The sequence below is a fragment of the Pseudomonas sp. LPH60 genome, from assembly GCF_030718165.1.
GTDB classification, from domain to species: domain Bacteria; phylum Pseudomonadota; class Gammaproteobacteria; order Pseudomonadales; family Pseudomonadaceae; genus Aquipseudomonas; species Aquipseudomonas danubii.
Genome location: NZ_JAVAJH010000001.1, coordinates 1,055,505 through 1,074,402, shown reverse-complemented (window position 1 = coordinate 1,074,402; position 18,898 = coordinate 1,055,505). Strand labels below are relative to the sequence as shown.

Annotated in this window: 20 protein-coding genes; 10 read left to right on the top strand and 10 right to left on the bottom strand. The window is 65.7% G+C overall.

Features of this window, described 5'->3' with window-relative positions; translation table 11 throughout:
* The first annotated feature begins 457 nt into the window (after positions 1–457).
* Positions 458–1,069 (top strand): glutathione S-transferase, encoded by a 612-nt coding sequence (locus Q8O96_RS04915; RefSeq protein WP_305948467.1) that lies wholly within the window; start codon positions 458–460, stop codon positions 1,067–1,069.
* 235 nt (positions 1,070–1,304) lie between these two features.
* Here the strand turns inward: Q8O96_RS04915 and hcnC are convergent, their stop codons facing one another.
* From hcnC to Q8O96_RS04885, 6 genes are all read right to left on the bottom strand, one after another.
* Positions 1,305–2,558, bottom strand: coding sequence for a cyanide-forming glycine dehydrogenase subunit HcnC (gene hcnC / locus Q8O96_RS04910; protein WP_102864439.1), 1,254 nt, complete (start codon positions 2,556–2,558; stop codon positions 1,305–1,307).
* Complete coding sequence (gene hcnB, locus Q8O96_RS04905; protein WP_102864438.1) at positions 2,551–3,960, bottom strand: cyanide-forming glycine dehydrogenase subunit HcnB; 1,410 nt, start codon at positions 3,958–3,960, stop codon at positions 2,551–2,553. The genes hcnC and hcnB overlap by 8 nt, the downstream gene beginning before the upstream one ends.
* A complete protein-coding gene (hcnA, locus tag Q8O96_RS04900) occupies positions 3,957–4,274 on the bottom strand; it encodes a cyanide-forming glycine dehydrogenase subunit HcnA (RefSeq protein ID WP_102864437.1) in 318 nt (105 codons plus the stop codon). The genes hcnB and hcnA overlap by 4 nt, the downstream gene beginning before the upstream one ends.
* A gap of 379 nt (positions 4,275–4,653) precedes the next feature.
* Complete coding sequence (locus Q8O96_RS04895; protein ID WP_305948466.1) at positions 4,654–5,595, bottom strand: hypothetical protein; 942 nt, start codon at positions 5,593–5,595, stop codon at positions 4,654–4,656.
* Positions 5,596–5,780: 185 nt separating this feature from the next.
* On the bottom strand, positions 5,781–6,167 hold the full coding sequence (locus Q8O96_RS04890) for a hypothetical protein (RefSeq protein ID WP_102864435.1): 387 nt from the start codon (positions 6,165–6,167) through the stop codon (positions 5,781–5,783).
* A 38-nt stretch (positions 6,168–6,205) separates the two neighbouring features.
* Positions 6,206–6,547: a hypothetical protein gene (locus Q8O96_RS04885; RefSeq protein WP_115582261.1), complete on the bottom strand. Its 342-nt coding sequence runs from the start codon at positions 6,545–6,547 to the stop codon at positions 6,206–6,208.
* A gap of 169 nt (positions 6,548–6,716) precedes the next feature.
* Between Q8O96_RS04885 and Q8O96_RS04880 the strand changes: the two genes are divergently transcribed.
* Both Q8O96_RS04880 and Q8O96_RS04875 read left to right on the top strand, forming a co-directional pair.
* Entirely contained in the window at positions 6,717–7,400 is a 684-nt protein-coding gene (locus Q8O96_RS04880) for a response regulator transcription factor (protein WP_060838882.1), read from the top strand.
* Positions 7,378–8,772 carry a HAMP domain-containing sensor histidine kinase gene (locus Q8O96_RS04875; RefSeq protein WP_305948465.1) on the top strand — a complete coding sequence of 465 codons (1,395 nt, stop codon included), beginning with the start codon at positions 7,378–7,380 and terminating at the stop codon, positions 8,770–8,772. The genes Q8O96_RS04880 and Q8O96_RS04875 overlap by 23 nt, the downstream gene beginning before the upstream one ends.
* Positions 8,773–8,930: 158 nt before the next feature.
* On the opposite strand, the gene Q8O96_RS04870 is transcribed toward Q8O96_RS04875, so the two are convergent.
* Positions 8,931–9,218 (bottom strand): DUF1652 domain-containing protein, encoded by a 288-nt coding sequence (locus tag Q8O96_RS04870; protein ID WP_305948464.1) that lies wholly within the window; start codon positions 9,216–9,218, stop codon positions 8,931–8,933.
* A gap of 136 nt (positions 9,219–9,354) precedes the next feature.
* The gene (locus tag Q8O96_RS04865) at positions 9,355–10,854 is read right to left on the bottom strand and encodes a helix-turn-helix transcriptional regulator (protein WP_305948463.1); all 1,500 of its coding nucleotides are present in this window, start codon (positions 10,852–10,854) and stop codon (positions 9,355–9,357) included.
* A 181-nt stretch (positions 10,855–11,035) separates the two neighbouring features.
* Between Q8O96_RS04865 and Q8O96_RS04860 the strand changes: the two genes are divergently transcribed.
* Positions 11,036–11,578 (top strand): GNAT family N-acetyltransferase, encoded by a 543-nt coding sequence (locus Q8O96_RS04860; protein WP_102864431.1) that lies wholly within the window; start codon positions 11,036–11,038, stop codon positions 11,576–11,578.
* A 27-nt stretch (positions 11,579–11,605) separates the two neighbouring features.
* Here the strand turns inward: Q8O96_RS04860 and Q8O96_RS04855 are convergent, their stop codons facing one another.
* Entirely contained in the window at positions 11,606–12,919 is a 1,314-nt protein-coding gene (locus Q8O96_RS04855) for a sigma-54-dependent Fis family transcriptional regulator (protein ID WP_110597261.1), read from the bottom strand.
* Positions 12,920–13,171: 252 nt separating this feature from the next.
* Here Q8O96_RS04855 and Q8O96_RS04850 point away from each other — a divergent pair, with 252 nt between their 5' ends.
* From Q8O96_RS04850 to Q8O96_RS04825, 6 genes are all read left to right on the top strand, one after another.
* Complete coding sequence (locus tag Q8O96_RS04850; protein ID WP_305948462.1) at positions 13,172–14,056, top strand: MBL fold metallo-hydrolase; 885 nt, start codon at positions 13,172–13,174, stop codon at positions 14,054–14,056.
* 30 nt (positions 14,057–14,086) lie between these two features.
* Entirely contained in the window at positions 14,087–15,364 is a 1,278-nt protein-coding gene (locus tag Q8O96_RS04845; RefSeq protein WP_305948461.1) for an FAD/NAD(P)-binding oxidoreductase, read from the top strand.
* The gene (locus Q8O96_RS04840; RefSeq protein ID WP_102864427.1) at positions 15,361–16,188 is read left to right on the top strand and encodes a sulfite exporter TauE/SafE family protein; all 828 of its coding nucleotides are present in this window, start codon (positions 15,361–15,363) and stop codon (positions 16,186–16,188) included. The genes Q8O96_RS04845 and Q8O96_RS04840 overlap by 4 nt, the downstream gene beginning before the upstream one ends.
* Positions 16,189–16,352: 164 nt before the next feature.
* The gene (locus Q8O96_RS04835) at positions 16,353–16,793 is read left to right on the top strand and encodes a YeeE/YedE family protein (protein ID WP_102864592.1); all 441 of its coding nucleotides are present in this window, start codon (positions 16,353–16,355) and stop codon (positions 16,791–16,793) included.
* The gene (locus Q8O96_RS04830) at positions 16,790–17,209 is read left to right on the top strand and encodes a DUF6691 family protein (RefSeq protein WP_207815215.1); all 420 of its coding nucleotides are present in this window, start codon (positions 16,790–16,792) and stop codon (positions 17,207–17,209) included. Before Q8O96_RS04835 ends, Q8O96_RS04830 begins: the two co-directional genes overlap by 4 nt.
* A gap of 222 nt (positions 17,210–17,431) precedes the next feature.
* The gene (locus Q8O96_RS04825; RefSeq protein WP_102864425.1) at positions 17,432–17,770 is read left to right on the top strand and encodes a YkvA family protein; all 339 of its coding nucleotides are present in this window, start codon (positions 17,432–17,434) and stop codon (positions 17,768–17,770) included.
* 75 nt (positions 17,771–17,845) lie between these two features.
* On the opposite strand, the gene Q8O96_RS04820 is transcribed toward Q8O96_RS04825, so the two are convergent.
* A complete protein-coding gene (locus Q8O96_RS04820) occupies positions 17,846–18,862 on the bottom strand; it encodes a YhcG family protein (protein ID WP_305948460.1) in 1,017 nt (338 codons plus the stop codon).
* Between the last annotated feature and the right edge of the window lie 36 nt (positions 18,863–18,898).

Genomic DNA, 18,898 nt, shown 5'->3' with positions numbered 1-18,898 from the left:
GGCTACACAACCTTGGATCGGCACTGGCCCTGTAGCCGCTGCTGAGCCACGGCGAAGCTGCGCAAAGGCCCGCAGGGCCTTGCCTGACGATCGCCCGCCGAACCCGCAGCGGCCTCAAGAGCGCTGCGGCCCTTCGTGCCGTTCGCAGCCTGCGGCAGCGGCTACACAACCTCGGATCGGCACTGGCCCTGTAGCCGCTGCTGAGCCACGGCGAAGCTGCGCAAAGGCCCGCAGGGCCTTGCCTGGCGATCCCCCGCCAAACCCGCAGCGGCCTCAAGAACGCCGCGGCCCTTCGTGCCGTTCGCAGCCTGCGGCAGCGGCTACACCAACCCCCGATCGGCATTGGCCTGTAGCCGCTGCTGAGCCATGACAAGGAGCTGTGCAAGGCCGATTCAATGCCGCTACATTAACCGCGCCTTCCCCATCCGTTGCGCCGTTCAAGACAAGGAAATACGCGATGAAACTCATTGGAATGCTCGATTCACCCTATGTGCGCCGCGTCGCCATCAGCCTCAAATGCATGGACCTGCCCTTCGAGCATCATTCGCTCTCGGTGTTCAGCACCTTCGAGCAGTTCAAGGCCATCAACCCGGTGGTCAAGGCACCAACCCTGGTCTGCGACGGGGGTGAGGTGCTGATGGATTCGAGCCTGATCCTCGATTACCTGGAAAGCCTGGCCGGCCCGCAAAGGAGCCTGATGCCCCTGGCCCTGCCAGCGCGTTTGCATGAGTTGCGGTTGATCGGCCTGGCCCTGGCGGCCTGTGAGAAGTCGGTGCAGATTGTCTACGAACGAAAGCTGCGTCCGGCGGAGAAACAGCACGGCCCCTGGCTGGAGCGGATCGGCGGCCAATTGCAGGCCGCCTATACCGAGTTGGAACAGGAACTGCAGAAACAGCCCTTGCCCCAGGACGGCGCCCTGAGCCAGGCCGGGATCAGCCTGGCGGTGGCCTGGAGTTTCAGCCAGATGATGCTGGCGGACCTGTTCGGTCCCGAGCAATTCCCGGCGGTGCGCGGTTTTGCCGACTACGCCGAACAGCTGCCGGTGTTCCTCGACACCCCCGCTACCTGACCCACACAGCGCCATCACCGTAGCCGGCTTGCTGGCGAAGAGCCCCCTGAGCCATGCAGCGCTCTTGGAAACGCTTTCGCTGGCAAGCCAGTTCCTACGACAGTCCAACAGACCCTGCCGACCGTAGGAGCCGGCTTGCCGGCGAAGAGGCCCGCGAGCCGTGCGGCGCTCTTGGAAACGCTTTCGCTGGCAAGCCAGCTCCTACGCAAGTCCAACAGATCCTCGTGGGGATCTGTCAGGCCGGTTCGGGCTGTTTCTTCACCGGGGCGGTGGCGAAACGCCGGGCCAGGAACGGGGTGATGTCCAGCGGCAGGGCTTCGTCGTTCACCAGTTTGTCCAGCAGTACGCCGGTGATGGCCGAGGTCAGGATGCCGGTGCGGAAGTGCCCGCAGGCATTGAGGTAACCCTCGACCCCATCCATCGGCCCAAGAATCGGCAGTTCATCCGGCGAGCCCGGACGCAGGCCCGCCCAGCAGCGCTTGAGGTTGACCTGGGCCAGCTCGGGAATGCAGCGCACCGCCCCCTGCACCAGACCGTTGATTTCCGGGTAGGTGGTGCTGACGTCGAAGCCCTTGTCCTCGGTGGTGCTGCCAATCAGGATCTCGCCGTTGTCCTTCTGCGCCATGTAGCAGTCGCTGGTGGTCAGGCAACCATTGAGCAGCTTGGGCATGCGCTCGGTGAGGAGGATCTGGCCCTTCACCGGCTTGACCGGAATCTCCACCCCAGTGGCCTGCAGGCTCAGCTCGGCGGCCCAGGCACCGGCGGCATTGATCAGGGTCGAGCAATGGAACAGCCCGGCCTCGGCGGTCTGTACTCCACTGACCCGGTTGCCCTGGTGCAGGACCCCGGTGACGTTGGTGTTGAAGTACACATCCACGCCGTTCTGCCGTGCGCCTTCGGTGTAGGCATCAGTCAGGCGGAAGGGGTTGACCTGGTGGTCGCAGAGGAACTCCAGGGCGCCCTGGGCTTCGTGGCTGACCTTCGGCTCGGCGGCGCGCAGGGCCGCTTGGTCGAGCCAGCGCACTTGATCGGACAGGTGCGGGATGCAACCGACAATGTGTTCGGCGTACAGGCGGTCCTCGTCGTCATAGATGACGAACTTGAGCCCGGTCTGTTCGAACTTGAAGTCCATGCCGTGCAGGCCGATCAGTTCGCGGTGCAGGCGCGGGTACAGCTCGTTGGACTGCAGGGCGAAGTCGAAGAACGACTGCGGCAGGATGTGCGGGGTGCTGGAGTCCACCACCACCGCCGAACCCTGGGCCTCGCGCTTGCGGTTGGCCGACATCATGCGAAAGAAGATCACTCCGCAGCCCAGGCCCACCGACTCACCGATGGCCCACAGGCCGCCGGCCGAAGCCCGGCTGGCGTTGCCCGGACGCTTGGCGTCGATCAGCGCCACTCTGAGGTCTTTGCGCTTGGACAACTGATAGGCGCAGGACGCCCCGATCACGCCGCCACCGGCAATCACCACGTCGTAATACTTACTCATGTCCGGGGACCTCCTGGTCTGGGGCTGCAAAGGCGGAAAACGGAATCGGGTCCAACGGGAAGCGCGGGCGAATCCAGCCCACATCCTTGCGTCCGGTGGCCTGGCGCAGGCGGTCGCTGCAATAGCCGACGCACATCCGCCCCTGGCAGTCGCCCATGCTCACCCGGGTGCGCATTTTCAGGCTGGCCATGTCCTGCACGCCCTGGCTCAGGGCGCGCTCGATATCGTTGCGAGTGGTGTGTTCACAACGGCAAATCACCGTGTCGCCCTTGGGCAGGTCTATCTGCCCGGTGCCACGTGCGGTATAGCGGTCCACCGCGCCGCGAAAGCGCAGGATCGAGGCCAGTTTGCGCTCGTAACCCTGGCGCCGTTGCAAGGCCGCCTCGTTGCTCAGCACATCGCGCTGCATGAGGATCGACAGCGCCGCGATGCGGCCGGTGAGCATCGCCGCTTCACCACCGCGAATCCCCCCCATGTCGCCGGCCAGGTGGATGTGCGGCTCGCTGCTCTGCTGCCAGGCGTTGGCGTTGGCCCGCAGATAGCCGTCATCGCTGAAGCCGTGATCCAGGCCCATCTGCTGGCTCAGTTGGGTGCGGGGAATGAAGCCGTAACCTACCGCCAGGGTCTGGGCGGCGATGCGCTCGGCCTTGGCCATGTCCGGCTGCCAGTCGGCGGAATACGGGGCAACCGTGACCACGCTCAAGGCGTCCTGGCCCTGGGCCTCGACCACGCCCCAGCCATAGCGCAGGGGGATGCTGTGCAGCTTGAGGTAGGCCAGCATGCTCAGGCCGTCGAGAAACAGCTGGGGCTTGTTCAGCAGGGCCAGGCTCTGCTTGGCGATCTTGCTCAAGGCACTGGCCTCGTAGACCCCGGCCACCCGCACGCCCGAGGCGTGCAACTGGCACGCCACCAGTGGCAGCAAGGGCCCGGTGCCGGCGATCACCACAGGACCTTGCGGCTTGACCACGCCGCTCTTGATCTGCAGTTGCAGACCACCGAGCAACTTGACCCCCGGCAGCGTCCAGCCGGGAAACGGTACGCTGCGTTCATGGCAGCCGGCCGCCAGCAACAATTGCCCATAGGCCACCCGCTGCACCTGCTCGTCGGCATCCAGCAGCATCAGGCTGTCAAGGCCCTCGGCACCGATCACCCGGTGGTTGAGGCGCACCTCGATCATCTGCTCGTGATCGGAAAATTCGCCGTGCAGCTTGGCCAGCGTCTCGCAGTAGCGCGGCCCCAGGTAATCCAGTTGCACGCCATCGCGCAGCGGGCCGCGAAAGACCACGCCCCCCAGGCGCGAGGCTTCTTCGATCAGGGTGCTGCGCACGCCGTGCTTGGCCAGTTCGATAGCCGCCGCCATGCCCGCCGGCCCTCCGCCGACAATCACCGGGTTCAGGCTCATACCGTGGGCTCCGTCTCGCTGATGCGGTTGCTCAGGGTCTGCACCTGCATGCCCGGCTTGACCAGGGTCTGGCAGGCGCGGCGCTTGTGGCGGCCGTCGATCTGCACCAGGCAGCAATGGCACACACCCATGCCGCAGTAGGCACCGACCAACTGTCCGTGGTCATTGCGCGCCACCTGGCGCAGGCCGGTGGCCTGGATCACGCTGAGGACTGTTTCACCCAGGGCGGCAGTGACCGGCTGGCCGTTGAGACTGATGGTCATGTCCGCATGCTGCAGCGGCTGAATATCAAAATTGCGGTCTATCTGACGCATTGCGGTTCATCCGTGAGAAGTGAGTGGGGTTACCGGCGTCCTGCCACCCGCAGTCCTGGGGCAAGGACGTGGTAACACCGCGGTTCCGAAAACTCTGTCAGAACCGAGCGCGGGCCAATCTAGTGCTTTTGTCCGACAGAAATATTGATCTGGGCCAAGCAAAAGGCCGGAGTGCACCCAAGCAGTGCATCCCCCTTCTCAAACTTGCGACACGGGCCACAAAAAAGCCGCTGCTGGCAGAAGCCGGCAGCGGCGCATGGACAACGGGTAACCCGTTTCGGGAGGCTGCTTAGTGCATGAAAATGGCGATCAGGATAATCACCGGGATCGGCACACCGAGGAACCACAACAGTAATGAGCGCATGGGAATTCTCTTGGGTCAGTGAATGGGAGTCGGGGCCACGGTGCGCGGCTGGACGTCGGTTTCAAACCAGACCACGGCATCCCGGCGACGGCCACCGAAGGTCGCCGCCAGGCTGGCGAAGAAAGCCCCGCACAGCAGCGCGATGAACATCCACAAAGACGACCAGGCGGCCACCTTGGCGGCGCTGTCGGCGGCTTCCCTGGCAGCTTGCTTGGCTTCATGCAGCGCTTGCTGGGTCTTGGCGAACACCTCGTCCACCCGGCGCTCGGCTTCGGCCTGGCTGAGGTTGGTGCGCTGGGCCACCAGTTGCGCCAGGTAGCGGCGATCCTCAGACGAGAGCTGACCGTCGTTGCTCAAGGTACGCACGAAGATCCGCGACACCGTGCCCCGCGCCGCGTCATCGCTGACCGCTACCGGACGATCATCGCGGAACAGGCTGTCGACGAAATAGCCGTAATCGTCTTGGGAGCCCTGGGCCGCCGCATGACCGGCCACTTGGGTCGCGGCGCTGGCGGCACCGGAAACGACCTGGGCACCAGCCTGCACACCGCCGCTGATGACGCTCGTCACCGAGCCCACCACCAGGGTCGCGGTCACCAGGGTCGCCACGGCCCAGGCCAGGAAGCCGTGGGCCGTGTCCCGGAAGTACACTTCATCGCCGTGCAGATTGGCCCACTTCACCCGCAGGCGCCCGGCCAGGTAACCCCCCAGCCCGGCAGCGAGAATCTGTGTCAGGGCCAGCCAGACAATGCTGGAGATACCCAGGCCCTTGGCACTGATGCCGCTGCCGGCCCAGGGCGAAACCGCGGAAAAGCCCAGGCCGAAGCCCAGCAGTAAAAGGATCAGGGACAAGGCGGCGGCCGCCGCGGCGCCGGCGAAGATCGCCGCCCAGGACACCCCCGAGTAATGACTCGAGGCGTCCGCAGTGGCGAGCTGGTGTTCAGAGGGTCTGTTCATTGTTGTTCTGCTCCAGGCATGAAAAAGGCTGTTGCACGTCTCCAGGGGACAAGTGCAGTCAGCGTGCCAGTTGCACGAACTTTATAACTCAATGCATTTCAATGACTTGCGATCAGCTCCCGCGCCAGGGTCGTGCAATTTACCGGCCTGGGAGTTTTGTGGCGGGCGTTCTGCACGGCCCCCCCTCAGGCACGCCTGCTCAGGTAAAGCTCCCGGCCCCGGGTGTAGCACCAGTGCACCAGCAGCCCAAGGACCCACAGCGCCAGCAGCAGGTTGCCCACCAGGGTCAATTGCGCGATGCCCTGCCCCCACAGCATAAAGAGCGGCAATGCCAGCCAGGCTGAACGGCGAAAGTCCAGCAGGCGCATGATGCCCGGCACGATCACCGCCATCAGGGCAATGACCAGCACGTCCAGGCCGCGATACCCCAGCATCCAGCGCGCATAGTGGGGATCGGCGGCATAAGCCTCCAGGTAGCCTGGCAGGCGCAACGCCAGATCCACGGCCAGACTCAACAGCAGAGCAGCCACCACCAGCCACAGCAGCCCCTTGAAACGTGATGCGTATTTCATTGCATGACACCTTGATACAGAGAAGCTCAGTCGGGGCTTCAACGCCGCTTGTAGCTTTTATTGCCACTGGGGGTCAGGCAGTAGACCCCGCCCCGCGGGCCAGTGCAGAAACTGCCGCTGCCGCAGGTACAACCCTGAGCGTCGCGCAGCAGTGGCTCGGCACGAGAGGTGGAGGAACGCTGACCGAACATCAGCGCGCAGTTCTTCTTCGAGGCGCTGATGGAGCCGTCGTTGCACAGGAAGAGTTCGCCGTCACAACGGGCGATGCCGCCTTTCTTTCCAGAACAGGGCTGATTGGCCGCCTGGGCCGCCGCGCTGCACAGCAGCATCAGGCACACCGCGAAAAAGGGCTTCCAGCCGACCCGGGTCAGGGCACTCATGGTGACGCCTCCTGGCAAAAAACTGGCCGGATGATATCAAGCTTCAACGCCCCTGACTTGGGCTGTCCGGACCAGACCACAAGCCAGATGAAAGTTTATTTAGAATCCCGGCCCTGGTTTCTTGGCAAAATGCCCGCCTGTGTCACGAACCGCCAAGCAGGTAACGCCTATGACCCGCATTCTGACCATCGAAGACGACGCCGTGACGGCCCGGGAGATCGTCGCCGAACTGAGCAGCCACGGCCTCGACGTGGACTGGGTGGACAATGGCCGTGAAGGCCTGGTACGCGCCGTGAGCGGCGACTACGACCTGATCACCCTGGACCGCATGCTGCCGGAGCTGGACGGCCTGGCCATCGTCACCACCCTGCGCACCATTGGTGTGTCGACGCCGATCCTGATGATCAGCGCCCTCTCCGACGTCGACGAACGGGTGCGCGGCCTGCGGGCCGGCGGCGACGACTACCTGACCAAGCCCTTCGCCTCCGACGAGATGGCGGCCCGGGTCGAGGTGCTGCTGCGGCGCAAGAACACGGTCAAGGACTTCGCCACCAGCCTGCGGGTGGCCGACTTGGAGCTGAACCTGATCAGCCGCGAGGCGACCCGCGCCGACCAGTTGCTGAGCCTGCTGCCCACCGAATACAAGCTGCTGGAATTCCTCATGCGCAACACCGGGCAGATCCTCTCGCGGATGATGATCTTCGAAGAGGTCTGGGGTTATCACTTCGACCCGGGAACCAACCTGATCGACGTGCACATCGGCCGCCTGCGCAAGAAGATCGACCCGCCCGGCATGACCCCGTTGATCCGCACCGTGCGAGGCTCGGGCTATGTCATTGCTGAACCCCTCTAAAGGCTGGCGCTCCTCCAGCAGTCGCCTGCTGGCGCTGTACAGCACGCTGTTCGTGGCCTGGAGCTGCATCCTCATGGGGGTGCTGTACTACGAAGTCTCCACCTACCTGGACAGCCTGGCCAAACACTCGCTGATGCAGCGCCAGCACCTGTTCGCCCGCTTCGAAGGCGAGCAGTTGGTGGAGGCCCTGGCCACCAGCATGACCTTCGACATGCGCGCCATCGACGCCTACGGCCTGTTCGACGAGCAGCGCCGGCCCTTGAGCGGGCCGATCCGGCAGATCCCCGAGGACCTGCCCCTGGACGGCCAGATCCACGAGCTGAAGAGCTGCATCGACTCCGACGACACCAGCCTGCCCCGGGACAGCTGCGACGCCGTGGCCACCCACACCCGGGACGGCCGCTGGCTGGTGCTGGTGCGCGACAACGGCTCGCTGTTCGCGGTGACCCGGATCATTCTCCACGCGCTGCTGTGGGGCATTTCCCTGACCATCATTCCCGGGGTCGCCGGCTGGCATCTGCTGCGCCGCCGGCCGCTGCGGCGCATCCGCCAGATCCAGGCCAGCGCCGAAGCCATCGTCGCCGGCGACCTGACCCGGCGCCTGCCGCTGTCGGACCGGCGTGACGAGCTGGACATGCTGGCGGCTATCGTCAACGCCATGCTCGAACGCATCGAGCGGCTGATGCACGAGGTCAAGGGCGTGTGCGACAACATCGCCCACGACCTGCGCACCCCGCTGACCCGCCTGCGGGCCCAGCTCTATCGTCTGCAGCAACAGGCCGAGGAAGGTTCGCCCCAGGCCCTGCAGATGGACCAGCTGCTGGCCGAGGCCGACACCTTGATGGCGCGCTTTCGCGGATTGCTGCGCATCTCCGAACTGGAGGACCAGCAACGGCGTTCGGGCTTCCTCGAACTCGATCCGCTGCCGCTGCTTCAAGAGCTGTACGACTTCTACCTGCCCCTGGCCGAGGAAGGCCGCCTGACCCTGCAGCTCGACGTGCCGGCCAGCCTGCCCCGGCTGATCGGCGACCGCGCCCTGCTGTTCGAGGCCCTGGCCAACCTGCTGAGCAACTCGATCAAGTTCACCCCGCCGGGCGGCGAAGTGATACTGCGCGGCCTCGACGACGGCGGCAGCCCGCGTCTGGAAGTGCTGGACTCAGGCCCCGGCATTCCCCCGGCGGAACGGGCGGCGGTGTTCCGGCGCTTCTACCGGGTCGACGAAAGCAACGCCCAGGGCGGCTTTGGCCTGGGCCTGTCGATTGTCGCGGCGATTGTCAGCCTGCACGGCTTCAAGCTCGAAGTGGGCAGCAGCGAACACGGCGGCGCGCGCCTGAGCCTGGATTGCCGGCCAAGCCTGATCGCCGACCACTGACCCGCCCCATCCCTGTAGCCGCTGCTGAGCCCGCGAAGCTGCGAAAAGGTCCGCAGGACCTTGCCTGGCGATTTCCCGACGAACCTCCAGCGGGCTTCAACTCCCCGCGTCTCCTGAGGCAGAGTGCCGCCCAAAGCGTTCGCAGCCTTCGGCAGCGGCTACAGGTGGCCCAGGGAGTTGCTGTCCAGCTCGTAGAGCAACTCGTCGATGAGCCGCAATACGTCGGCCTCGCTCTGCTGGGACTTGATGCGCAACCCGCTGACCACCAGATCGACCCGACCGCTGTCGGGCTCGAACACCCGCAGGGTCAGGGTGCCGTCGCCGGCATGGCTGAAACTGCAGGCCAGGGGCGCCAGGCGCTGTTCGATACAGGCGCGCCATTGGGCCTGGGTGAGCACCGCCGGTGCCTGATCGGTCACGGTGCCCTTGCTCTGTTCATCACCCATGCGGGCTGTCCTTGTGCTGTGGTTGTGCTCTGCCACAGCCCCATTGACCGGACCTGTGGCGGCTCCAAGGGTAGAAAACACCCACCACGCAAAGAAGGCGCATTTGCACGGGTTGCCCTGGTGCATATGCACCAGTTCAGCGTCCCCGACTGCCGACCGTGCCGACGAACAGCCCGCGCTCCCGGGCCCAGACGATGGCTTCGCCCCGGCTGTGCACTCCGAGCTTGGAATACAGGGTGGCGACGTGGTTGCGCACGGTGTTGGGCGCCAGCCTCAACTGGGCGGCAATCTCTTTGTCTGCCAATCCCTGATAGATCAACCCCAGCACTTCCCGCTCGCGGGCCGTCAGGTCGGCAGAGGACACCCCAGGCGTGTCCCGGGCCTTGGGGCTTCTCACGTTGGCCAGCTTTTCGATCAGGGTTCGGCTGAACCAGGAGGCGTCGCGCATCACTTCCTCGATGGCGCCCACCAGCTCCAGTTCGGAGCGCTTGCGCTCGGTGATGTCCATCAGCACCAGCAGGTAACAGGGGCTGTCCTGGATGAGCACGGTGTCGGCGTAGGCCACGCAATCGATCAGCCCGGCGTTCTTCTGGCGCACCTTGAGGTCCAGGCCATCGACGTTGCCGACCTTCTCCAGTTGACTGAACAGTTGGCTGGCCGCCGCGGCTTCGGCGATGAAGCCGATGGCCTCGACGTTCTTGCCCAGCAGTTCTTCGCTGCTGTAGCCGCAGGTATTGAGAAAGGCCTCGTTGACATCGACGATCTGCTGCTCGGCGCTGCACACCAGGGTCGGCACCGGGGTCAGGCGAAACGACTTGGCAAAACGCTCCTCGCTCTGGCGCAGGGCAATCTCGATCCTGCGCCGCGGCTCCAGGTCCATGAAGGAAAACAGCATGCAGTCCTCGTCGTTGATGTCCAGGGGCTGGCCCGCGACGATCACCAGCTTGCTGCCGCCGTCGGGCAGGCGCAGCTCGGCCTGCATCTGCGGGATGGTCGCGCCCTGGCCCAGGCGCTCGATGGCCAGGTCCTTGTGCTCGGCGTCCTCCAGCACATCCAGCTCGTACACCGAACGGCCGATCACCTGGTCCCGGGCATAGCCGGTCATTTCCAGGAAGCCCTGGTTGACCTTGATGTAGCGCAAGTCGCTGAGGCGGCAGATCACCGCTGGCGCCGGGTTGGCGTTGAAGGTCTTCTCGAAGCGCTGCTCGGCGCCGGCCCAATCGCTGGCATCGCTGAGGATCAGCACCAGGGATTCCGGCGCGCCGCTGCGATCGGTGAGGATCATGCTGCGCACCCGGTGCACCCAGTGCCGGGGTTCGCCGTCGATCTCGGCCTGTACCTCGACCACCACGTCGCTGAAGGTTTCCCCGGCGGCCACCCGATTGATGGGATAGGCCTCCAGGGCCAGGGGGTGATTGTTGCGATAGCGCAAGGCATAGCGCCGGGCGTACTCACGGACATTGGCCCCCAGCTCGCCGACCTCGCTCACTCCATGCATGGCCAGCGCCGCCTCATTGGCCCAGAGCAGGCTGCGGGCCTGGTCGGTTTCGATCAGGATCACCCCGTCGGACAGACCGGCGATGATCTGCTGCAACTGGCGGCGATTGGTTTCGGTAGCAAGTACGGCCTGGCTCATGGCATCTCCAGTCAGAACCGGCGCCACAGCGGACAGGCTGCGCGCCGCAAAAAAGGGGCTGAACACTACGACCACGGCCGCTCGCCATCGTGCCCTGCACCTCCGCCGCTGCGCACTGGAGCCACCTCGCGCCAAGGGTTAAGCTGCTGCGCCTGGTCCGACCGCCCTCAAGGAGTGAAGCATGATCACCATCCGTGAAGCCGACAGCCGCGATATCGATGCCCTGCAGGCCATAGGCTGCGCCACCTACCGCGAACACTTCGCGGCGATCTGGACGACTGACGGCATGCAGCAGTTTCTCGACCAGGACTTCTCCCCCGCCAACCTCGAAGCGTCCGTAGCGGCCCGGGACCGGCACCTGTGGTTACTGGCCCTGGACCCGCAGCACCAACCCATCGGCTTTGCCAAGCTCAACTGGGCCCGCCCGACGCCGGGCAGCGGCCGGCTCGGGGCCGAACTGCAGAAGATCTACCTGCTCAAGTCCCAGGCCGGCCAGGGCCATGGCCGGCGCCTGCTCGAACACGTGTTGCAACGGGCCAGCGCCGCCGGGGAATCCTGCCTGTGGCTGGACGTGCTCAAGAGCAACAGCGGCGCCCGGCGCTTTTATGAAAGCGCCGGGCTGCGGCAGATCGGTGAAGTGCCCTTCAGCACCGACCTGGAACAGATCGGCATGTGGGTGATGGCCTGCGACCTGCCGCTGGCCCGGCCACCGGCCGAGGCTTGAACCCGGCTGCGGCCGTCCACCCGGCGGCTACAGGCCCAGGGCCTTGAGGCGTCGGTACAGGGTTCGCTCGCTCAGGCCCAGGGTCTTGGCCAGTTCGCTGCGCGAGCCGTCGAAGACTTCCAGGGCATGGGCCAGTTGCTCCAGGTCCTTGCCGGCGCGACGGCGGGTCACCGGGACCGGTGCCTGTGGGCTGCGCAGTTCTGCCGGCAGGTCCTGCGGGCGGATCACCCCGTCATCACTGAACAACCGCGCCCGTTCGAGGATGTTGCGCAGCTCGCGGATATTGCCCGGGTAGGTGTACAGCCGCAGTTGTTCCAGGGCCTGGGGATCGACCCGCGGCACCACACCGGGATCGAGGCGGCGCAGCAGGCTGTCGATCAGCAGCGGCAGGTCGTCGCTGCGTTCGCGCAGGGCCGGCAGGCGGATCGGGAAGGCGCTGATGCGGTAGTACAGGTCCTGGCGAAAGGTGCCAGCGGCGACCATTTCCTTGAGCGGCTTGTGGGTCGCCGCCACCAGGCGAAAATCCGAGTGCACGGTGCGCAGGCTGCCCACCGGACGGAAGCTGCCGGACTCGATCAGGCGCAGCAGCTTGACCTGCATGGCCAGGGGCACCTCGCCGATTTCGTCGAGAAACAGGGTGCCGCCGTGGGCCGCTTCCGCCAGGCCGATCTTGCGTTGCAGGGCGCCGGTAAAGGCGCCCTTTTCATAGCCGAACAGTTCGCTTTCCAGCAGGGTTTCGGTGAGCCCGGTGCAGTCCACCACCACCAGCGGCCCACTGGCCCGGGGGCTGCCATCGTGCAGGGCGCGGGCAAAGAGTTCCTTGCCGGTGCCGGACTCACCCTGCAGCAGCACCGGAATCGGCGCCGGAGCTGCCCGCTGCAGGGCGCTCAGCGCTTCGTTGAAGGCTGGCGAGCGCCCCACCAGGCCCTTCTGCTGGGGCTGCACCGACGCCACCGCCACTGAGCTCAGGCGTTCGACATAGGCCACCACGGTGCCGGCCTCGCCAATGATCGGCCGCAGCTCCACATCCACATGCTCGGGGCCGCGAGGTGTGTGATGAATGTGCAGCATGCGCTCCGGCACCCGGCTGTCATGGGCCTTGCGCATCGGGCAATGCTCCCCGGCCTGGTCGCAGGGCACGGCGAACTGGTGAGACACGCGATAGCACTTGGCGCCCACATGGGGCTTGCCGGCCACGCCGAACTGGCGCTGGTAGGCGGTGTTGGCGGCGATGATGTTGTAGTCGGTGTCGAGCACGATGGTCGGTTGCGGGTCGTGTTCGAGGTAGGACACCAGGGCAGACATGGACGGCTGGGCACGGTCGGTGGCGATCAGGGACATGGGGCAACTCCGAGGCAGTGGCGGCAGCTTAAAGCACGCCGCGGCCTTCTGCCATTTTCTGCCACAAACTGCCATGTCACTGCCAAATGACGCTGGCAGTTGCCTCGAAAAACGCCTGATGGCAGCCCCTGCGGCCTTCTACTTCAATGAACAGGTGGCCAATCCGGGTGTTTGAGGTTGGCACGTTTATTGACAGTCCAAGGGACGAGCGACAGCGCAGACTGCCCTCACCTTCATTGCCTGGAGTGCCCCATGATCATCAGCGACACGCTGCGTGTAGAAGCCTTTTTCGACCCTCACACCTGGACCATCAGCTACCTGGTGATGGACCAGGCCAGCCGCCGCTGCGCGCTGATCGACAGCGTGCTGGACTATGACCCGAAATCCGGCCGCACCCGCACCGAGTCCGCCGACCGCCTGATCGCCCGGGTGCGCGAGCTGGAGGCCCGGGTCGACTGGATTCTGGAAACCCACGTGCACGCCGACCACCTGTCCGCTGCCGCCTACCTCAAGGACCAGCTGGGGGCCCAAGTGGCCATCGGCAATCAGATCACCCGGGTGCAGAAAGTCTTCGGTGCGCTGTTCAACGAAGCCCCGGCCTTTGCCCGGGATGGCAGCCAGTTCGACGTGCTGCTTGAAGACGGCGCCGAGTTCGCCATCGGCGGCCTCGGCGCCCGGGCCCTGCATACCCCGGGGCATACCCCGGCCTGCATGACCTACCTGGTGCAAGTGGGCGATGAGTGCGTGGCCTTTGTCGGCGACACCCTGTTCATGCCCGACTACGGCACCGCCCGCTGCGACTTCCCCGGGGCCGATGCGCGGACCCTGTACCGCTCCATCGGCAAGATCCTCGCCCTGCCCCCGCAAACCCGGCTGTTCATGTGCCACGACTACCTGCCCAACGGTCGCGAACTGCAGTACATGACCACCGTTGCCGAACAACGCGCCAACAACATTCACATCCATCAGGGCGTCGACGAAGACAGCTTCGTGAAGATGCGCGAAGCCCGCGACGCAACCCTGGACATGCCGGTGCTGATCCTGCCTTCGGTGCAGGTCAACATGCGCAGCGGGCACTTCCCCGAGCCCGAAAACAACGGCGTGAGCTACCTGAAGATTCCCCTGAACACCCTATAACGACTAACGACTCCACACGGAGAACTTGCCATGCGTCCCTTCAACCCGGCCCTGCGCGCCGTCGACGGCAGCCATCAGGTGCTGATCGTCGGTGGCGGTGCCGCTGGCATTGCCGTCGCCGCCAGCCTCATGTCCCGCGATCCACACCTGGACGTGGCGATCATCGACCCGGCCAGCAGCCACTACTACCAACCCGGTTGGACCCTGGTGGGCGCCGGGGTGTTCAGCGCCCAGTCCACCGAACGCAGCATGGCCGCGCTGATGCCCAAGGGCGTCAAGTGGCTGCAGCACGCCGTCAGCCTGTTCGAACCCGACAACAATGCCCTGGTGCTGGACGACGGCCGCGTGCTGGGCTACGACCAACTGGTGGTGTGCCCCGGGCTCAAGCTCGACTGGGCGGCCATCGACGGCCTGCCCCAGGCCCTGGGCAACCACGGCGTGACCTCCAACTACCGCTACGACCTGGCGCCCTACACCTGGCAACAGGTGCAGCAGCTGCAACAGGGCGAGGCGCTGTTCAGCCAGCCACCAATGCCGATCAAGTGCGCCGGGGCGCCGCAGAAAGCCCTGTACCTGTCCTGCGACCACTGGCGGCGCAACGGCCGCCTGGGGTCGATCAAACCGCGCTTCCTGAATGCCGGCGGCGTGCTGTTCGGCGTGGCGGACTATGTGCCGGCGCTGATGGAATACGTGAAGAAGTACGGCATCGAACTGGATTTCGGCCACAACCTGGTGGCGGTGAACGGCCCGGCCCAGCGCGCAACCTTCGTGCGCACCCTGGCCGACGGCCGCCAGGAAACCCTGGAGCGCGCCTTCGACCTGCTGCACGTGGTGCCGCCACAATGCGCCCCGGACTTTATCCGCCACAGCCCCCTGGCCGACGCCGCTGGCTGGGTCGATGTCGATCCCCATAGCCTGCGCCACAAGCGCTTCATCAATGTCCACGGCCTGGGCGATGCCACCAACACCAGCAATGCCAAGACCGCCGCGGCGGCACGCAAGCAGGCGCCGGTGGTGGCCAACAACGTACTGGTGGCCCTCAAGCGCCTGACCCGGCTGGCCGAGTACGACGGCTACGGCTCCTGCCCACTGACCGTGGAACGGGGCAAGATCGTCCTCGCCGAATTCACTTACGGCGGCAAGCTGGCGCCGAGCTTCCCGCGCTGGCTGCTGGACGGCCGCCAACCGACCCGTCGCGCCTGGTGGCTGAAGGAACGAATCCTGCCGCCGCTGTACTGGCGCGGCATGCTCAAGGGCCATGAATGGCTGGCACAACCGACCCTGGCCACGGACACCCCGAAGACATGAGTGAACACAGTCTTTTGGGCGCTGGGCTGGGGGCGGTCATTGGCGCGATCCTGGCGCTGACCGGAGCCGGCGGCGGCATCCTCGCGGTGCCACTGCTGGTGTTCGGCCTGGGCTTGAGCATGGTCGAGGCCGCCCCTATCGGCCTGCTGGCGGTGGGTCTGGCCGCCAGCGTCGGCGCGGTGCTGGGCCTGCGCCAGGGCATCGTGCGCTACCGTGCGGCGGGGTTTGTCGCCAGCATCGGTATTCTCATGGCGCCGCTGGGGCTGTGGCTGGCCCACCGCCTGCCCAACCTGCCCCTGGCCCTGCTGTTTTCCCTGGTGCTGCTGTACGCCTGCGGACGCATCCTGCGCAAGGCCAGCCTGGAATTGAAACAGGGCCGGGCGGCGGCGCGTCCGGCGTTCCTGCCCTGCGTGCTCAACCCGGCCCAGGGCCGTTTGCGCTGGACCCTGCCCTGCGCCCGGGCACTGACCTTCACCGGCATGCTCTCGGGCCTGCTGTCGGGGTTGCTCGGTGTCGGCGGCGGCTTCGTGATCATCCCGGCCCTGAGCCGCTACACCAACCTGGACAGCAAGAGCATCGTCGCCACCTCTTTGGCGGTGATTGCCCTGGTGTCCCTGGGCAGCGTGGTGACCGCCAGCCTCAGCGGCGTGATGCACTGGGCCGTGGGTGCGCCCTTTGCCCTGGGCGCGGTGGTGGGGCTGGTACTGGGACGACAAGTGGCCAGCCACCTGGCCGGCCCGCGCCTGCAACAACTGTTTGCCATCACCGGCATGCTGGCAGCGCTGCTGCTGGCGGGCGGGGCCCTGGGTTGGCTGTCCCATTGAGGCCCTTTCGCCGGCAAGCCGGCTCCTGCAACAGTGGGTACAGATCCCCCATGGGCACTGGCTTGCCAGCGCAGGCGTGCGCACCGACGCTGCGGTTGCGCGGCGGAAATGCCTGAGCCATGACCGGCCCCTGCACCAGCAAGGGCCATGCAGAGGAAATCGATATGCTCTTTGACGCCGCACATTTCACCCCAGGCTCGGCCCTGGCCGGGGGCGCGTTGATCGGCCTGGCGGCCGGGCTGTTGATCGTCGCCAACGGGCGCATCGCCGGAATCAGCGGCCTGCTCGGCAGCCTGCTGCAACCGGGCAGCGACGGCTGGGGCGAGAAAGCCCTGTTCATCCTCGGGCTGCTGCTGGCGCCGCTGCTGTGGGGCCTGTTTCACACCCTGCCCGTCGCCGAGTTCCAGGGCGGGCTACTCGGCCTGATCAGCGCCGGCCTGCTGGTGGGCATCGGTACCCGCTATGGCGCCGGTTGCACCAGCGGCCACGGGGTCTGCGGTATTTCCCGGCTGTCGCCACGCTCGATCATCGCCACCCTGTGCTTCATGGGCACCGGCTTCGCCACGGTCTGGGTGCTGCGCCACGGACTGGGGCTGCTGCCATGAGAAAACTCAGCGCTTTTGTCGCCGGCCTGCTGTTCGGCATCGGCCTGTTGCTGGCGGGTATGGCCAACCCGGCCAAGGTCCTGGGCTTTCTCGATCTGGCCGGCACCTGGGACCCGTCCCTGGCGCTGGTGATGCTCGGCGCCATCGCGGCGGCCTGGTGGCCCTTCCATTGGGCCATGGGCCACTCGCGCTCGCTGCTCGGGGCCCCCATGCAGATTCCCGCCAAGCGCAGTGTCGATCGGCGCCTGATCGGCGGCAGCCTGCTGTTCGGCATCGGCTGGGGCATCGCCGGAATCTGCCCGGGACCGGCCCTGGTGCTGTTGCCGGGCGGGCACTGGCAAGCCTGGGTGTTCGTCCTGGCGATGCTCCTGGGCATGTTGCTGTTCCAGCGCCTGGAGGCCCGCCAACGCGGCTGAAGCGCACACCCACGCATACACCACCCCTGCACAGGAACGGCCTTGCCAGCGCAGGCTCTCGCTGGCACCGCTGACCTGACAGAGGATTGATGACGCCGTCACCGGCCTCTTCGTCGGCGAGCCTGCTCCTGCCTGGGAAACGGCCAGGGAAATATTGGCCTCTGCCGGTCAGGGGCGCGGGCGGCGACGATGGCCTGGACCTGTATCTCCCAGGAGTACGCCATGTCCACCACCCAATCCCTTGAACTCTGTCTCTGGCGCAAGATCGGCCGCTACGCCTCGCGCATCGGCCGGACCTTGATCCAAAAAGCCCTGTGGCTCTACTACGCCGCGCAACGACCACAAACCCCGATCTGGGCCAAGACCACCATCTACGCCGCGCTGGGTTACTTCATACTGCCGCTGGACATGGTCCCCGACCTGCTCCCCGGGGCCGGATACACCGATGACCTCGGACTGCTGGCCGGTTCAGTGGTGGCTGTAGCTGCGCATATCAACGCCGAGGTCCGGGAACAAGCCAGCGCCCGCCTGGCCGACTGGTTCGGCAGTGAGCCGGAATGAACCGGAGGTCGGCGCCAGGGTGCGCATAGGACTCAGCAAGGCGGTGCAGAACCCCGGACACAATGGCCGTTCGACTCACCGCGCCTGCGTGTCCAGGGCATAAAACTCCTGCAGCTTGGCCTGCAGCAGCTTCTTGTCCGGCAGTTGGGTCCGGTACTCGGCGATCAACGCCGGCGACAGTGAACGGTTGAGGGCATATTCCACCACCTCGTCATGCTTGCTGGCACAGAGCAACACGCCCAGCGCCGGGTTCTCATGGGGTTTGCGCACCTGGCGGTCCAGGGCCTCCAGGTAGAAGTCCAGCTTGCCCAGGTACTCCGGTTCGAAGCGCCCGACCTTGAGTTCAACGGCCACCAGGCAATTCAACCCACGATGGAACAGCAGCAGATCCAGGGCAAAATCGCGCCCGCCGACCTGCAAGGGGTAGCCCGAAGCGACAAAGCAGAAGTCGCGCCCCATCTCGATCAGAAAATCCTTGAGCTGGCGCACCAGCCCCTGGTGCAGATCGGCTTCATCATGCCCCTGGGCCAGGCCGAGAAACTCCACCATGTAGGCATCCTTGAAGACCTTCAGGGCCTCGGGACGGGCCTGTTTCAAGGTGGCCGTGGCGCTTGCCGGGCGGGTCAGCGTGCGTTCGAACAGGGCGGACTTGATCTGTCGTTCCAGTTCTCTGCGTGACCATTGCTCCTGGACTGCCAAGCGCAGGTAGAACTCACGTTCACTTGATCCTTTGCTCTGCCCCATCACCACCAGATGGTGACTCCAGGACAATTGTCGCACCAGTGGTGCGACTTTCTCGTCACCGCGATAGGTCTCATAAAACTGGCGCATGCGAAACAGGTTGGCCCGGGTAAACCCCCGCAGCCCCGGCTGCTGCCGCGCCAGGTAATCCGCCAATTGCTGGACCACGCCATCGCCCCATTCCGCCGCCTCGAGCTTGCGGCTGATATAGGCCCCGACCTGCCAGTACAGTTCCACCAGTTCAGTGTTCACCGCCCGCACCGCCCGCTGCCGTGCGGCGGTGATCATTCGTGCCACTTCATTGAATGCCACCTCGGTGGAGGTGACGGCCGCTTGCGCCTCTTGCTTCATGACGAACGCCCGGTTGCCTGGATAAAGGCCTCCATC

Coding starts and splice junctions, on each gene's coding strand:
- Q8O96_RS04835 (WP_102864592.1), top strand. CDS start 16,353: ATGCTCTTTGACGCCGCACATTTCACCCCAGGCTCGGCCCTGGCCGGG.
- Q8O96_RS04860 (WP_102864431.1), top strand. CDS start 11,036: ATGATCACCATCCGTGAAGCCGACAGCCGCGATATCGATGCCCTGCAG.
- hcnC (WP_102864439.1), bottom strand. CDS start 2,558: ATGAGTAAGTATTACGACGTGGTGATTGCCGGTGGCGGCGTGATCGGG.
- Q8O96_RS04850 (WP_305948462.1), top strand. CDS start 13,172: ATGATCATCAGCGACACGCTGCGTGTAGAAGCCTTTTTCGACCCTCAC.
- Q8O96_RS04885 (WP_115582261.1), bottom strand. CDS start 6,547: ATGAGTGCCCTGACCCGGGTCGGCTGGAAGCCCTTTTTCGCGGTGTGC.
- Q8O96_RS04875 (WP_305948465.1), top strand. CDS start 7,378: ATGTCATTGCTGAACCCCTCTAAAGGCTGGCGCTCCTCCAGCAGTCGC.
- Q8O96_RS04915 (WP_305948467.1), top strand. CDS start 458: ATGAAACTCATTGGAATGCTCGATTCACCCTATGTGCGCCGCGTCGCC.
- Q8O96_RS04825 (WP_102864425.1), top strand. CDS start 17,432: ATGTCCACCACCCAATCCCTTGAACTCTGTCTCTGGCGCAAGATCGGC.
- Q8O96_RS04845 (WP_305948461.1), top strand. CDS start 14,087: ATGCGTCCCTTCAACCCGGCCCTGCGCGCCGTCGACGGCAGCCATCAG.
- Q8O96_RS04820 (WP_305948460.1), bottom strand. CDS start 18,862: ATGAAGCAAGAGGCGCAAGCGGCCGTCACCTCCACCGAGGTGGCATTC.
- hcnA (WP_102864437.1), bottom strand. CDS start 4,274: ATGCGTCAGATAGACCGCAATTTTGATATTCAGCCGCTGCAGCATGCG.
- Q8O96_RS04840 (WP_102864427.1), top strand. CDS start 15,361: ATGAGTGAACACAGTCTTTTGGGCGCTGGGCTGGGGGCGGTCATTGGC.
- Q8O96_RS04895 (WP_305948466.1), bottom strand. CDS start 5,595: ATGAACAGACCCTCTGAACACCAGCTCGCCACTGCGGACGCCTCGAGT.
- Q8O96_RS04865 (WP_305948463.1), bottom strand. CDS start 10,854: ATGAGCCAGGCCGTACTTGCTACCGAAACCAATCGCCGCCAGTTGCAG.
- Q8O96_RS04830 (WP_207815215.1), top strand. CDS start 16,790: ATGAGAAAACTCAGCGCTTTTGTCGCCGGCCTGCTGTTCGGCATCGGC.
- hcnB (WP_102864438.1), bottom strand. CDS start 3,960: ATGAGCCTGAACCCGGTGATTGTCGGCGGAGGGCCGGCGGGCATGGCG.
- Q8O96_RS04880 (WP_060838882.1), top strand. CDS start 6,717: ATGACCCGCATTCTGACCATCGAAGACGACGCCGTGACGGCCCGGGAG.
- Q8O96_RS04870 (WP_305948464.1), bottom strand. CDS start 9,218: ATGGGTGATGAACAGAGCAAGGGCACCGTGACCGATCAGGCACCGGCG.
- Q8O96_RS04890 (WP_102864435.1), bottom strand. CDS start 6,167: ATGAAATACGCATCACGTTTCAAGGGGCTGCTGTGGCTGGTGGTGGCT.
- Q8O96_RS04855 (WP_110597261.1), bottom strand. CDS start 12,919: ATGTCCCTGATCGCCACCGACCGTGCCCAGCCGTCCATGTCTGCCCTG.